General features: G+C 40.2%; 13 protein-coding genes. 10 read left to right on the top strand and 3 right to left on the bottom strand.

The genetic code is table 11. From position 1 onward, the window contains the following. Positions 1 to 6 precede the first annotated feature (6 nt). On the top strand, positions 7 to 3,495 hold the full coding sequence (locus ACXYSM_RS03290) for a pneumococcal-type histidine triad protein (RefSeq protein WP_458634348.1): 3,489 nt from the start codon (positions 7 to 9) through the stop codon (positions 3,493 to 3,495). A gap of 26 nt (positions 3,496 to 3,521) precedes the next feature. Here ACXYSM_RS03290 and pepT read toward each other — a convergent pair whose 3' ends face one another. The 3 genes from pepT to ACXYSM_RS03305 form a co-directional block, all read right to left on the bottom strand. After that, complete coding sequence (gene pepT / locus ACXYSM_RS03295; RefSeq protein WP_458634349.1) at positions 3,522 to 4,745, bottom strand: peptidase T; 1,224 nt, start codon at positions 4,743 to 4,745, stop codon at positions 3,522 to 3,524. A gap of 22 nt (positions 4,746 to 4,767) precedes the next feature. Next, positions 4,768 to 6,141 (bottom strand): tRNA uridine-5-carboxymethylaminomethyl(34) synthesis GTPase MnmE, encoded by a 1,374-nt coding sequence (mnmE, locus tag ACXYSM_RS03300; protein ID WP_458634350.1) that lies wholly within the window; start codon positions 6,139 to 6,141, stop codon positions 4,768 to 4,770. A gap of 124 nt (positions 6,142 to 6,265) precedes the next feature. Continuing rightward, positions 6,266 to 6,448 carry a 4-oxalocrotonate tautomerase gene (locus ACXYSM_RS03305; RefSeq protein ID WP_001117401.1) on the bottom strand — a complete coding sequence of 61 codons (183 nt, stop codon included), beginning with the start codon at positions 6,446 to 6,448 and terminating at the stop codon, positions 6,266 to 6,268. 122 nt (positions 6,449 to 6,570) lie between these two features. On the opposite strand from ACXYSM_RS03305, the gene ACXYSM_RS03310 reads away from it, so the two are divergent. The 9 genes from ACXYSM_RS03310 (at position 6,571) to ACXYSM_RS03350 (ending at position 14,153) form a co-directional block, all read left to right on the top strand. Further along, the gene (locus ACXYSM_RS03310) at positions 6,571 to 7,155 is read left to right on the top strand and encodes a thymidine kinase (protein ID WP_458634351.1); all 585 of its coding nucleotides are present in this window, start codon (positions 6,571 to 6,573) and stop codon (positions 7,153 to 7,155) included. A 2-nt stretch (positions 7,156 to 7,157) separates the two neighbouring features. Then, positions 7,158 to 8,237 (top strand): peptide chain release factor 1, encoded by a 1,080-nt coding sequence (gene prfA / locus ACXYSM_RS03315; RefSeq protein WP_006148466.1) that lies wholly within the window; start codon positions 7,158 to 7,160, stop codon positions 8,235 to 8,237. Then, the gene (gene prmC, locus ACXYSM_RS03320; RefSeq protein WP_458634352.1) at positions 8,237 to 9,073 is read left to right on the top strand and encodes a peptide chain release factor N(5)-glutamine methyltransferase; all 837 of its coding nucleotides are present in this window, start codon (positions 8,237 to 8,239) and stop codon (positions 9,071 to 9,073) included. The genes prfA and prmC overlap by 1 nt, the downstream gene beginning before the upstream one ends. Beyond that, the gene (locus tag ACXYSM_RS03325) at positions 9,057 to 9,659 is read left to right on the top strand and encodes an L-threonylcarbamoyladenylate synthase (protein WP_458634353.1); all 603 of its coding nucleotides are present in this window, start codon (positions 9,057 to 9,059) and stop codon (positions 9,657 to 9,659) included. Before prmC ends, ACXYSM_RS03325 begins: the two co-directional genes overlap by 17 nt. Position 9,660: 1 nt before the next feature. Further along, complete coding sequence (locus ACXYSM_RS03330; RefSeq protein WP_458634354.1) at positions 9,661 to 10,107, top strand: GNAT family N-acetyltransferase; 447 nt, start codon at positions 9,661 to 9,663, stop codon at positions 10,105 to 10,107. Beyond that, the gene (glyA, locus tag ACXYSM_RS03335) at positions 10,104 to 11,360 is read left to right on the top strand and encodes a serine hydroxymethyltransferase (protein ID WP_458634355.1); all 1,257 of its coding nucleotides are present in this window, start codon (positions 10,104 to 10,106) and stop codon (positions 11,358 to 11,360) included. The genes ACXYSM_RS03330 and glyA overlap by 4 nt, the downstream gene beginning before the upstream one ends. Before the next feature lie 6 nt (positions 11,361 to 11,366). After that, positions 11,367 to 12,341 (top strand): nucleoid-associated protein, encoded by a 975-nt coding sequence (locus tag ACXYSM_RS03340; RefSeq protein ID WP_414271665.1) that lies wholly within the window; start codon positions 11,367 to 11,369, stop codon positions 12,339 to 12,341. Then, positions 12,341 to 12,943 carry a lysozyme family protein gene (locus tag ACXYSM_RS03345; RefSeq protein WP_250307165.1) on the top strand — a complete coding sequence of 201 codons (603 nt, stop codon included), beginning with the start codon at positions 12,341 to 12,343 and terminating at the stop codon, positions 12,941 to 12,943. Before ACXYSM_RS03340 ends, ACXYSM_RS03345 begins: the two co-directional genes overlap by 1 nt. Positions 12,944 to 13,178: 235 nt before the next feature. After that, entirely contained in the window at positions 13,179 to 14,153 is a 975-nt protein-coding gene (locus ACXYSM_RS03350; RefSeq protein WP_235084109.1) for a DUF1002 domain-containing protein, read from the top strand. Positions 14,154 to 14,173 lie beyond the last annotated feature (20 nt).

Genomic DNA, 14,173 nt, shown 5'->3' on the forward strand with positions numbered 1-14,173 from the left:
GAGTTTATGAAAATTAATAAAAAATATCTAGCAGGATCTGCAGTGGTCCTTGCATTAAGTGTCTGCGCTTACGCTTTAAATCAACATCAAGCGCCTGAGAACAAAGAAAATAACCGTGTATCCTATGTTGATGGGAAAGAGTCTGATGCTAAAAAGAATGAGAATCTGACACCTGATCAAGTTAACCAAAAAGAAGGAATAGAAGCTGAACAGATTGTTACTAAAATTACAGATCAAGGCTATGTGACTTCCCACGGTGACCATTTCCATTTCTACAATGGTAAGGTGCCTTATGATGCCATCTTTAGTGAAGAATTGGTCATGAAAGATCCAAACTATCAACTAAGTGATGGAGATATTGTCAATGAGATTAAAGGTGGCTATATCATCAAGGTGGATGGCAAATATTATGTCTATCTGAAGGATGCTAGTCACGCAGATAATATTCGTACCAAAGACCAAATCGAGAAACAAAAACAAGAACACACATCAGATAGTGGCAGTACAAGTAAGGAAGTTATTGCTGCCAGAGAACAAGGTCGATATACAACTGATGACGGTTACGTCTTTAATGCTGCAGATATTATTGAAGACACAGGTGACGCTTATATCGTTCCTCATGGTGGCCATTATCATTACGTTCCTAAGAGTGCTCTATCTTCAAGTGAATTGGCTGCCGCTCAAGCTTACCTTGCTGGAAGAGGAAGTCAACAAAGTCTAACAGACTACAAACCGATTCCAAGTGTTGAACCAAGTCATCAAGTAGAGAAACCGGCTACAAGCAGTCCAGTACAAGAAGAAAATAATCTTCAAAAACTTCTAGAACAGCTTTACGCTTTACCAGTTAGTCAACGCTATAAAGAATCTGATGGTTTGGTATTTGACCCGGCTAAAATTACCAGTCGTACGCCTAATGGAGTTGCTATCCCTCATGGAAATCATTACCATTTCATCCCCTATACTAGTTTATCTGCTTTGGAGCAAAAGATTGCACGCTTGATACCACTTTCAGGTCTAGTAACACCATCAAATCCTGTAGAAATTCCAAGTAAACCAAACGAAGATCATAACCATGACCATGGCCACGAAGATGTTGATCATCAACACGAAGAAGACCATGACCACGATCATGCTAATCATCGACACGGTGAAGACCACGATCATGGCTTTGCTATTGATCGAGTAATTAGTGAGGACGACCAAGGTTTCGTAGTTTCACATGGAGACCACAATCATTATTTTTACAAGAAAGATTTGACAGCTCAACAAATTAAAGAAGCTCAGGAACACTTGAAAGGTAAAACCGAAGTTAAACCTAATCCATCAGATGATCACCATGATGAAGACGGGCATGATCACCACCATGGTGAAGACCATAATCACGGTTTCGATGCTGATCGAGTGATAAGTGAAGATGATAAAGGATTTGTTGTTTCTCATGGGGACCACAATCATTATTTTTACAAGAAAGATTTGACGGCTCAACAGATTAAAGAAGCTCAGGAACACTTGAAAGGTAAAACCGAAGTTAAACCTAATCCATCAGATGATCACCATGATGAAGATGGGCATGATCACCACCATGGTGAAGACAACGATCACGGATTCGATGCTGACCGAGTGATAAGTGAAGATGAGCAAGGTTTTGTAGTTTCACATGGAGACCACAATCATTATTTTTACAAGAAAGATTTATCAGCAGAGCAGATTAAGGCTGCACAAGACCATCTTCATGGCCATCAGCAGACAGAACCTGTTAAACCTCTTGCCAAGACGGTTGAAAGTTTCTCTCGAGATGCCAGCGATGAAGAAAAAATAGCTTATATTTCTAAAACATATGGCGTTCCTCTTGAGGCTATCAGAATTTCAAATGGATTCTTTGTATTTGGTAATCCAGACCAGGCTTATGACCCAACTCACATTCACCCTTACGCTGTTCGTAAGGAACACGTTCGTATTCCGATTCAAACTGGAGATGCAGAGCTTGATTTCCTAAACGAACTCTATACAACTGCTCTACGTGATGGTGTTTCTCCTTATAGCTTGCAGGTTGAAAATGGTAGCTTTGTTATCCCTCATGGTGACCATAACCACTACATCAAGGTTCAAACTAAAGGTTATGAAGTCGCTTTGAAAAACAAAATTCCTGCATTACAGTTAACTTACCAACCTGGTGCTTTTGATGAAAAAGTAGTCCAGTATAAGATTGATCAACTCCTGGCAGAGAGTCGTGAAGTCTATAAAGATAAACCAATTTTACAAAGACAGATTGAACTTGCTTTGGGGCAATTTTCTGAGAATATGAAGAAGCTATCAACTAACTCTACTGCAGGTTATTTGGCAGCTTTGGATTTGTTTGATAAGCAGTATATTCACATTGACTCAAGTGTCAAACCAACAGAAATCAGTCCTTTAGACAAGAAATATCAAGCTTTAGTAGATAAGATTAATACCTTAGACACAGATGCTTATGGACTTCCTAAGAAGGATTTATTGACTCAGCTTCAAGAAAACAAACTAGCCCAAGATGAAGCAGGTTTAGATGCAGTTGAAGCTAAGTTGCAAGCTTTGCAAGATTTTAATGACCGTACTGGAGTTACAACAGTAGAATACATCAAGTATTTCTACCAACATCTATCTGACGGTCGCTTAAATGACACTCTTAGAAATAAAGTTGCCAACCTAACGTGGACTCTTTACCAGTCACAATCATTCCTAAAGGCAACAGATTTAAATAAACTCTTCCCTGAAATCTACCAAACAAAAATGGAAGTAGAGGAAGCACTGAAAAATGAGCCAGTTGCAAGCAAGGCTTCTGAAACAATCTTAGATACAGAAAAAGTGGATGGACATAGTGCTAAAACTGCAGTCTATGAGTTCTTGAAAGGTTTGTATGATGATCTCAAACCTGAGGAACAAAGTAACCATGTCTTAAAAGGGCAAGTAGAAGAGTTACTAACAAAAGCTGAAGAATTAGTGAATCAAGTCAATGAGGAGGGGGTTAAAGCTTCACTCTCTGACGAAGTGAAAAATCTGAAGGTTGCTATGGAGAAAGAAGACGCAGACCTTGATGAATTAAATACACAGGTTCAAGATCTCTTGAAACGTATTTCACTAACAATCCAAAATGAACGTGATAATTCGAAACAAGACCCAGAGGTTTTAGTTCTTTACCAAAAACTCTATAACGGTGTCATTGCTCTCCATACTTATTTGGAAATGAATAATGGTTCTGATGCGGACTTTGATAAAGTAGATGCCTTGTTTGATAAGCTAAGTGCAGCAAGCAAAGATAAGCAGGCTCTTCTAGCTCTTGCCCAAGAAATAGTCTTGTTAAATCAAGAGCTTAGATCTAAAGCAACGCCAAGTCAAGAAACACCTGTTGAAGCAAAACAAGAAACACCAGGTCAAGCTAGCACCGAAGTAACAAGTGAAGAATCAAGTTCACATTTAACAACTACAAGTCCTGAAACAAGTGACAAAGAAGTAAATTAAAAAGAAGTAGCATTGCTACTTCTTTTTTAGTCTTTATAAGCTACAATTCCAATAATAGTATCAACTGCACGTTCCATGGTTTGAAGGCTAACGTATTCAAAACGGCCATGCATGTTTTCACCGCCAGCGAAGATATTCGGCGTTGGAATTCCCATAAAGGAAATCTTAGAACCATCTGTTCCTCCACGGATAGGCTCGATAATTGGTGTAATATCAAGACTTTCCATTACTGATTTAGCGATGGTGACTGGAGTCATATCCTTTTCGATGACTTCTTTCATGTTGTAATACTGGTCTGTCAAAGTCAAGGTTACACGATTGCTACCAAGTTCTTGGTTCATCTTATCAGCGATAGCTTGCATAGCAGCTTTACGCGCTTCAAAGGTTTCTTTTTCGAAGTCACGAATGATATAGCTAGCACGCGCTTCCTCAACACTACCAGATACATCCATGAGATGGTAGAAACCTTGATAGCCCTCAGTCAACTCAGGACGGTCACCAGCTGGGAGTTGGTTGTGGAAGTCAATTGCCAACTGAAGAGCGTTAACCATTTGTCCCTTAGCTGTTCCAGGGTGTACATTACGACCTTGGAAGTGAAGTTCTGCACCTGCCGCGGAGAAGGTTTCATACTGAAGTTCACCAAGAGGTCCGCCGTCAACTGTATAAGCAAAGTCGACATCGAAGTCTTCTGCATCAAATTTATTGGCACCAACACCAATCTCTTCATCAGGTCCAAAGCCGACACGAATTTCGCAGTGCTTAATTTCAGGATGAGCAGTCAAGTATTCGATAGCTGTCATGATTTCGGCAATACCTGATTTATCATCGGCACCGAGAAGGGTAGTTCCATCAGTAGTAATCAATGTTTGGCCATGATATTTCTCTAAGCTCTTGAAATCTGCAGGATCAAGTTTGAAACCAGAATTCCCAAGTTCGATAACTCCCCCATCGTAGTTTTCAATAACTTGCGGGTTAACACCTTCAGCATTAAAATCAGCCGTATCCATGTGGGAGATAAAACCAATCTTACGAGTTAAACTTGGATCGTTAGCTGGAAGTGTACCGATAGCAAAACCGTTTGGCAAATAATAGACATTTTGCAAACCGACACGTTTCATTTCTGGGATGAGGACATTAGTAGCAAAGTCTACTTGACTCTGAGTGCTTGGTGTAGTAGTAGAATTTTCGTCTGAACGTGTGTTAACCTTAACATAAGTTAAAAAACGCTCTAGTAATGTAGGGTATTTCATCGTGACTCCTTTTTATAATTTTTTATTTACCTAAACAGAATTGGCTAAACAATTGAGTAATAAGTTCATCTGGCGCTGCATCACCTGTAATTTCTCCGAGGATTTCCCAGGTTCGAGTTAAATCAACTTGAAGCAGATCAACTGGCATGCCCAGTTCAAGACCTTCGTTAACTGCTTGTAAGCTTTCAACAGCCTTTTCGATTAATGAAATATGACGGGCGTTGGATAGATAGGTAGCATCTTGTTCGACCAAGCCAGCATTTTCAAAGAAGAGGTTATTGATGCGCTCTTCAATCTTATCAATGTTTTGATTTTTAAGGACTGAAATACGGATGACATCATCTGGAAGTTCAGAAGTTTCAATCGCTTCTGGCAGGTCAGTTTTATTAAGTAGGATGATTCGATTAGTATCTTGACTAATTTCAAGAAGTTGGCGGTCTTGGGTAGTCAGAGGTTCACTAGCATTTAGTACTAGTAGAACTAAGTCAGCTTCCTTGAGGGCTTTTTTGGAGCGTTCAACCCCGATCTGTTCCACGACATCATCCGTTTCTCGGATACCAGCAGTATCAATCAACTTCAGTGGAACACCGTTGATATTGACGTATTCTTCGATGACGTCTCGAGTAGTCCCTGCAATATCCGTTACAATGGCTTTATCTTCGCGCAGGAGGTTATTAAGTAGACTTGATTTCCCAACGTTAGGACGACCAATGATGGCCGTGGCAATTCCTTCGCGGAGGATTTTCCCACGACGTGCTGTCTTTAGGAGATTGGTCAAGAGTTGTTCAAACTCCATAGTTTTTTCGCGGACAACAGCAGTAGTGGCTTCTTCTACATCGTCATACTCAGGGTAATCAATATTAACCTCAACCTGAGCCAAAGTATTGAGAATTTCCTGACGAGTATTGTTAATGAGGTCAGACAGGGATCCATCAAGTTGTTTGACTGCTATATTCATAGCCTTGTCAGTCTTAGCGCGAATGATATCCATAACAGCTTCAGCCTGAGTCAAGTCCACACGACCATTGAGGAAGGCACGCTTGGTAAATTCTCCAGGTTCTGCCATGCGAGCACCTTCACGGATAGCCAATTGCAGGATTTCATTGGTTACGGCGATTCCACCGTGAGTGTTAATCTCGATAATATCCTCACGAGTAAAGGTCTTCGGAGACTTCATAGCCCCAACCATGACCTCGTCCATAACCTTACCAGTCAAAGGGTCAATAATGTGGCCGTAGTTCAGTGTGTGGCTAGCAACCTTACTCAAGTCTTTGCCTTTAAAAATCTTTTGCGCAATGGCAAAACTGTCTGTTCCGCTCAAGCGGACAATACCAATGGCTCCTTCACCAAGCGGAGTCGAGATTGCAGCAATGGTATCAAATTCACGTGTAATCATGTTAATTCCTTTTTAAAAATCTAAGCCTTTTATTTACTAATATCTCTTAAAATTGTAACAAAATAAAGTTTTTTATTCAACGAATGCCACTTATAAAGAAAAGCCTAAGCAGATCGCTTAAGCTTTACTTAGTGCGCATTTCCCCTTGTGGGAAGTAAGTTCCTTCAGGCATATCATTGATGATGACATGAACAGCAGATTGTGGTGCACCAGTGTTACGAACCACAGCTTCGGTTACTTCCTTTGCTAGGGCTTTCTTTTGCTCGAGCGTGCGACCTTCAAATAAATCGATGCGTACAAATGGCATAATAGCTTCCTCCACTAGTTTTTGATTTCTTCTATTTTACCACATTTTGCCGTTTAAAGCTTTTGGAAAATATGATATACTAGAATGTAGCAGAAAATTAGAAATGGACGTGAAATAGAAACATGGCACAGTTGTATTATCGTTATGGGACCATGAATTCAGGAAAGACCATCGAGATTCTCAAGGTAGCCTATAACTATGAGGAGCAAGGAAAGGGAGTTGTGATCATGACTTCGGCTCTGGATACAAGAGACGGTATAGGCTATGTGTCGAGTCGGATTGGCATGAAGCGACCAGCCATTGCTATCGATGATACTACGGATATTTTTGGTTTGATTCGAGACTTACCTGAAAAACCCTACTGTGTTTTGGTCGATGAAGCCCAGTTTCTGAAGCGTCATCATGTTTACGACCTAGCGCGTGTTGTCGATGAGTTAGACATACCTGTTATGGCATTCGGTTTGAAGAATGACTTTCGCAATGAGCTGTTCGAAGGATCTAAACATCTATTGTTATTAGCAGATAAAATTGATGAGATCAAAACCATTTGTCAGTATTGTAAGAAAAAGGCGACCATGGTGTTGCGCACGCAGGACGGTCTGCCAGTCTACGATGGTGAACAAATCCAGATAGGTGGTAATGAAACCTATATCTCGGTTTGCCGTAAACATTATTTTGCCCCTGAAATCAATAAGGAGAATCAATAAGAATGAATATCTATGATCAACTACAAGCTGTAGAAGACCGTTATGAAGAATTAGGAGAATTGCTGAGCGACCCTGATGTGGTCTCTGATACCAAGCGTTTTATGGAGCTTTCAAAAGAGGAAGCTTCTACTCGTGATACCGTAACTGCCTACCGTGAATACAAACAAGTCCTCCAAAACATCGTTGATGCTGAAGAAATGATTAAAGAGTCTGGCGGAGATGCCGACTTGGAAGAAATGGCCAAGCAAGAACTCAAGGATGCTAAGGCAGAAAAAGAAGAGTACGAAGAAAAATTGAAAATCTTGCTTCTTCCAAAAGATCCAAACGATGATAAGAACATCATCCTTGAAATCCGTGGAGCTGCTGGTGGAGATGAGGCAGCACTTTTTGCTGGTGACCTTCTAACAATGTACCAAAAGTATGCTGAAGCCCAAGGCTGGCGCTTTGAAGTCATGGAAGCCTCAATGAACGGTGTCGGTGGTTTCAAAGAAGTGGTTGCTATGGTATCAGGTCAGTCTGTATACTCTAAGCTTAAGTATGAGTCTGGTGCCCATCGTGTTCAACGTGTGCCTGTGACAGAAAGTCAAGGGCGTGTTCATACCTCGACAGCAACTGTCCTCGTCATGCCTGAAGTGGAAGAAGTAGAGTACGATATTGATCCAAAAGACCTTCGTGTGGATATCTACCACGCATCTGGTGCTGGTGGACAGAACGTCAATAAGGTTGCGACTGCCGTTCGTATCGTCCACTTACCAACCAATATCAAGGTGGAGATGCAGGAAGAACGTACCCAGCAGAAAAACCGTGAGAAGGCTATGAAGATTATTCGTGCGCGTGTTGCTGACCACTTTGCTCAGATTGCTCAAGATGAACAAGATGCTGAACGTAAGTCTACTATCGGTACTGGTGATCGTTCAGAGCGTATTCGTACTTATAACTTCCCACAAAACCGTGTAACAGACCACCGTATCGGCTTGACTCTACAAAAACTTGATACAATTCTAGCAGGTAAATTGGATGAAGTTGTAGATGCCTTGGTTCTTTATGACCAAACACAAAAATTGGAAGAATTAAACAAATAATGAAATTAGCTCAAATTTTTAAAGATTTTGAGGAAAAGTTGATAGTACAAGGAGAGGAAGCAGAAAGCCTCTCCTTTGTCTATCGTAGCTTAAAAAATCTATCTTTTACAGACTTCGTCTTTGCCCTCCAGCAAGAAGTAACAGAGGAAGAGAAGCAATTTGTGGAAGAAATTTTCAAGAAATTAGCAGCACATATACCTGCCCAGTACATAATTGGGCATGCAGAATTCTTTGGGATGCAGTTAAAGGTTGATGAGCGAGTCTTGATTCCTCGCCCAGAGACAGAAGAGTTAGTGGAACTCATTTTGACTGAAAATCCTGAGAAAAATCTTAACGTACTAGATATCGGAACAGGAAGCGGAGCCATTGCCCTTGCTTTAGCTAAAAATAGGCCAGATTGGTCGGTTACAGCTGCGGATATTTCACAGGATGCATTAGAGCTTGCAACAGAGAATGCCAAGAGCCAAGATCTAGATCTCACATTTATCAGAACTGACTGTTTCTCTGAAATTTCTTCAAAATATGATATAATTGTATCCAATCCACCATACATTTCTCGAGCAGATGAGGTAGAAGTCGGCTTGAATGTTTTGCATTCAGAACCACATTTGGCACTTTTTGCTGACGAGGATGGCCTAGCTATCTACCGTAGAATAGCGGAAGACTCCAAGGACTATCTAAATGATGGTGGTAAGATTTATCTTGAAATTGGCTACAAACAAGGTCAAAATGTGCCCGCTCTCTTTATGGAAAATCTTCCCGAGAAGCGAGTTCGAACCCTTAAAGACCAATTTGGCCAAGATAGGATGGTAGTCATTGATGATGGAGAAAATTAAGCAAGAGTTGGAAAAAGGTGGAGCTGTAGTTTTGCCGACCGAAACAGTTTATGGTCTCTTTGCAAAAGCGCTAGATAAAAAAGCTGTTGATCATGTCTACCAGCTTAAACGTCGTCCAAGAGACAAGGCACTTAATCTCAATGTCGCTCATCTAGACGATATCTTGAACTTTTCTAAGAATCAGCCACCTTATTTACAAAAACTTGTTGATGGTTTTCTTCCTGGTCCATTGACCATTATCCTAGAAGCTAATGACAAGGTCCCTTACTGGGTCAATTCAGACTTGACGACTATTGGATTTCGTATGCCCAGTCATCCCGTCACTCTAGAATTGATTCGTGAGTTTGGTCCCTTAATTGGCCCGTCTGCAAATATTTCAGGACATACAAGCGGTGTTAGCTTTAAAGAAATTTTAAAAGACTTTGGACAAGAGGTTTTGGGAATAGAAGATGATGCATTTTTAACAGGTCAAGATTCGACTATTTTAGATTTGACTGCTTGTAAGGCTAGAATTCTACGCCAAGGTTCGATAACTCGAGAAGATATCCTTGCCAAGATACCTGAAATTCCTTTTGAGGAGGTATGATATGCTACGTGCTTTGAAAGCAACAGATGTTGCATCGATTCATGAGATTAACAAAGATGCTTTAGGTTATGATTTTAGCCCTGAGGAAACGGCTAGTCAACTAACCAAATTATCCCAAGACTCACATCATTACCTACTTGGTTATGAGGATGATACTAGTCACGAACTAGTTGGTTATATTCACGCAGAGGTTTATGAGTCTCTTTATTCTAAAGCAGGATTCAATATCTTAGCCTTGGCAGTGTTGCCACAAAGCCAGGGTAGAGGTTTTGGTAGAGATTTACTTGAAGGGTTGGAGAAAGAAGCGAAAAGACGGGGTTGTGAGTTTATTCGATTAAACTCTGCAGACCATCGTCTTGGTGCGCATGCATTTTATGAGAGAGTTGGTTATACTTGTGATAAAGTGCAGAAACGATTTATTAAGTTAATTAAAGGAGAAAAACTATGATTTTTGACAAAGAAGATTTTAAAGCTTATGATGCTGATCTTTGGAATGCTATTGCCAAAGAAGAGGAACGCCAACAAAATAATATTGAATTAATCGCTTCGGAGAACGTTGTATCTAAGGCTGTTATGGCAGCTCAAGGGTCAATCTTAACCAATAAATACGCTGAAGGTTATCCGGGACGTCGTTACTATGGTGGTACTGATGTAGTGGATGTTATCGAAAGTCTAGCTATTGAACGTGCGAAAGAAATCTTTGGTGCTAAATTTGCCAATGTCCAACCTCACTCAGGAAGTCAAGCTAACTGTGCAGCATACATGGCCTTGATCGAACCAGGTGATACGGTTATGGGGATGGATTTAGCTGCGGGTGGACACTTGACTCACGGAGCTTCTGTCAGCTTCTCAGGTCAAACCTATAACTTCGTTTCATATAGCGTTGATCCGGAGACAGAGCTATTGGACTTTGATGCCATCTTGAAACAAGCTCAAGAAGTGCAACCAAAACTTATCGTTGCTGGTGCCTCAGCCTATTCTCACATTATTGATTTCTCTAAATTCCGTGAAATTGCGGATGCTGTAGGCGCAAAACTCATGGTCGACATGGCCCACATTGCTGGCTTGGTTGCAGCTGGTCTTCACCCAAATCCAGTTCCATACGCACATATCACAACGACAACGACTCACAAAACTCTTCGTGGACCACGTGGTGGGTTGATTTTGACAAACGACGAAGATCTTGCTAAGAAAATTAATTCCGCTATTTTCCCAGGTATCCAAGGTGGACCATTAGAGCATGTTGTTGCTGCTAAGGCTGTAGCCTTTAAAGAAGTATTGGATCCAGCCTTTAAAGAATATGCTGCTAATGTTATCAAGAACAGCAAGGCCATGGCAGATGTCTTCTTGCAAGATTCTGATTTCCGGATTATCTCTGGTGGTACTGAAAACCACCTCTTCCTTGTTGATGTAATCAAGGTTGTAGAAAGTGGAAAAGTAGCCCAAAACTTATTGGATGAGGTCAACATTACCCTTAATAAAAACTCAATCCCTTACGAAACATTGTCACCATTCAAGACAAGTGGTATTCGTATCGGAGCGGCAGCAATTACTGCTCGTGGTTTTGGTGAAAAAGAAAGCCGTCAAGTTGCTGAACTTATTATTAAAGCCCTTAAGAATGCAGAAAACGAAGCTGTCTTAGAAGAAGTGAGAAGCGCAGTCAAATCTTTGACAGATGCCTTCCCATTATATGAGGACTAATATTTTATGGATATTTATATTAAGAAAGCCATTATCCATCAGTTCAGCCCTGATGACACAGAGTTGTTCTTGGCGGATAAGTTTCTCAATATCACTCCTAAAATCGAGGAATACTTGCGTAAAAAAGTGGAGCGTGTGTATTCGGATGATGCTAAAACTGGTATTTTTGAAGAGGATAATCCTTTTTTCAATCACATCAAAGAAGATTTAATGGAAACATCTGTGACAATTGCTAATCTCTGGAAAGAGGAATTCTCTGTATCTGAAAACCAAAAGACTAATGACTTGGTTTTTGTCCAGTTTTCAAAAGAGGGAGTAAACCACTTTGCCTTTCTACGAATTGCATTGCGTGAAACCTTGACACACCTGGGTGGCGAGGTTGACAATCCAATCAAACTGACTCAAAATAACTTACCTGGGTTTGGAACTGGAGCGGATGAAGCCCTAGTTGTTAATCTTCAAAGTCGCAAGTATCACTTGATTGAAAAACGCATCAAGTATAATGGAGCCTTTTTAAACTATTTTTCTGAGAATCTTATCCAAGCACAACCAAAGATTTCACCTAAGAAATCTATTAAGGAACTAGAAAAAACGGCTCAAAAGATTGCCGAAACCTTTAACACAGATGATTTTCAATTTCAATCTAAAGTTAAATCAGCAATTTTCAATAATCTTGAAGAGAATAATGAGCTTTCTCCAGAAAAATTAGCCAATGATCTTTTTGACAATAATCTTACTGCTCGACTTAGCTTCATTGACCAGGTTAAAGAAGCAGTACCAGAGCCAGTACAGTTTGATGAGATTGATGCCAGTCGTCAGTTAAAGAGATTTGAGAATCAGAAACTATCCTTGTCAAACGGAATTGAACTTATCGTACCAAACAATGTCTATCAAGATGCGGAATCAGTTGAGTTCATTCAAAACGATAATGGAACCTATTCTATCTTAATCAAAAACATCGAGGATATACAAAATAAATAATGTTTAAATTTATACGAAGAATGCTGGTACTAGCAGTCTTCCTTTTCGCTGGATATAAAGCTTATCTGATTCGTCAGGATGTCAAACAAGTCATGACCTACCAACCCATGGTTCGCGAAATCTTGAATGAAGGAGATACTCCAGCAAACGAAGAGCTTGTGCTCGCCATGATTTATACAGAAACTAAGGGTAAAGAAGGGGACGTGATGCAGTCAAGTGAATCTGCTAGTGGCTCTACTGATACCATAAACGATAATGCAAGTAGTATTCGGCAAGGGGTTCAAACCTTGACAGAAAATCTCTATCTAGCTCAAGAAAAAGGAGTAGATGTCTGGACAGCCATTCAAGCTTATAACTTTGGACCTGCTTATATCGATTTTATCGCCCAGAATGGGAAAAAGAATACTCTTGTACTAGCTAAGCAATACTCCAGAGATACAGTTGCGCCTATATTAGGAAATACAACAGGGAAAACCTATCGCTACATCAATCCCATTTCTATTTTTCAGGGTGGAGAACTTTATGTGGATGGTGGAAACTATTATTACTCTAGACAGGTTCAGCTAAATCTCTATATTATGAAAATTTTTAATCTATTTTAAGAGAGTGGGACAGAAATCGTTAATTCGTTAGAATTCGATTTCGTTGTCCCACCTCCGCACAGTTGAGTAGGGCTGTAAAAGCTGATGAAATCAGCGTAGTAGAGCCCACTCAACCACTGCGTCTTGCTCGACAATCTAAAGACAATTGAGAGGCTAGGACTTTTGTCCCAGCCTCTTTTATAAGTTTTCTTTAAGGATACTTTAATATGCTAGAGTGGAAAAGGAGGAACGTCTCATGCGAAAGAAATTCTTTCTAACTAGTGCTGCAGTACTTTTAGCAGTTGCAACACTGCAAAGCGCCCAGGCAGCTACTGATGTTCAAAAAGTAATTGATGAAACCTATGTACAACCTGAGTACGTCTTGGGTTCTTCATTGACGGAAGATCAAAAAAATCAAACACTTAAAAAACTTGGCTATGATGCCTCAAAAGATACTAAAGATTTGAAGACTATGACACCAGATGTCTACTCAAAAATTATGAATGTCGCAAACGATTCAAGTCTTCAACTTTATTCATCAGCAAAAATTCAAAAATTAGGAGAAAAATCTCCCCTTGAGGTCAAGATTGAGACACCTGAAAATATCACTAAAGTAACGCAAGATATGTACCGTAATGCGGCTGTTACCTTGGGTGTGGAGCACGCGCGTATCACCGTTGCGGCACCAATTCCAGTTACTGGTGAAAGTGCCCTAGCAGGTATTTACTATTCCCTTGAGTCAAATGGTGTAAAATTACCTCAGGAAAATAAAGACTTGGCTCAGGAAGAGCTCAAGGCCTTGTCAGATATTAACGATGAAAACAAGGACAAATCAGGCTTTGATGCCAATAAACTGAACGTAGCCCTTGCTGATATCAAGGCTGCTATTGCTAAGGCTAAAGAGTCTAAGGGTGAACTTACAGAAGATGATGTTCGTAAGATTGTTGAAGACACTTTGAAGAACTACAAACTGGATCAAGTTGTTACAGGCAACCAAGTCAATGTCATCATCAACTTTGCCTTTAATCTTTCTAAGAGCGATATTCTTAACAACGAAGACTTTACTAAGACGCTAAAAGATCTGAAACAAAGTATCGTTGCACAAGCAGGTGATAGTTTCAGCAATATCGACCTAAACTTTGATGCCAATAAAGCTATTCAAGACGGTGGAAACATCCTTAGCTCAATTTGGCAAGCTATCCTTGATTTCTTCAAGAGTTTTGGTGCTTAGATTAATTCATGGTATAATAG

It is taken from the genome of Streptococcus sp. V940 (genome assembly GCF_054353495.1).

Coding starts and splice junctions, on each gene's coding strand:
- ACXYSM_RS03325 (WP_458634353.1), top strand. CDS start 9,057: ATGATGGAGAAAATTAAGCAAGAGTTGGAAAAAGGTGGAGCTGTAGTT.
- prmC (WP_458634352.1), top strand. CDS start 8,237: ATGAAATTAGCTCAAATTTTTAAAGATTTTGAGGAAAAGTTGATAGTA.
- pepT (WP_458634349.1), bottom strand. CDS start 4,745: ATGAAATACCCTACATTACTAGAGCGTTTTTTAACTTATGTTAAGGTT.
- ACXYSM_RS03310 (WP_458634351.1), top strand. CDS start 6,571: ATGGCACAGTTGTATTATCGTTATGGGACCATGAATTCAGGAAAGACC.
- ACXYSM_RS03340 (WP_414271665.1), top strand. CDS start 11,367: ATGGATATTTATATTAAGAAAGCCATTATCCATCAGTTCAGCCCTGAT.
- prfA (WP_006148466.1), top strand. CDS start 7,158: ATGAATATCTATGATCAACTACAAGCTGTAGAAGACCGTTATGAAGAA.
- glyA (WP_458634355.1), top strand. CDS start 10,104: ATGATTTTTGACAAAGAAGATTTTAAAGCTTATGATGCTGATCTTTGG.
- ACXYSM_RS03290 (WP_458634348.1), top strand. CDS start 7: ATGAAAATTAATAAAAAATATCTAGCAGGATCTGCAGTGGTCCTTGCA.
- ACXYSM_RS03330 (WP_458634354.1), top strand. CDS start 9,661: ATGCTACGTGCTTTGAAAGCAACAGATGTTGCATCGATTCATGAGATT.
- ACXYSM_RS03345 (WP_250307165.1), top strand. CDS start 12,341: ATGTTTAAATTTATACGAAGAATGCTGGTACTAGCAGTCTTCCTTTTC.
- ACXYSM_RS03350 (WP_235084109.1), top strand. CDS start 13,179: ATGCGAAAGAAATTCTTTCTAACTAGTGCTGCAGTACTTTTAGCAGTT.
- ACXYSM_RS03305 (WP_001117401.1), bottom strand. CDS start 6,448: ATGCCATTTGTACGCATCGATTTATTTGAAGGTCGCACGCTCGAGCAA.
- mnmE (WP_458634350.1), bottom strand. CDS start 6,141: ATGATTACACGTGAATTTGATACCATTGCTGCAATCTCGACTCCGCTT.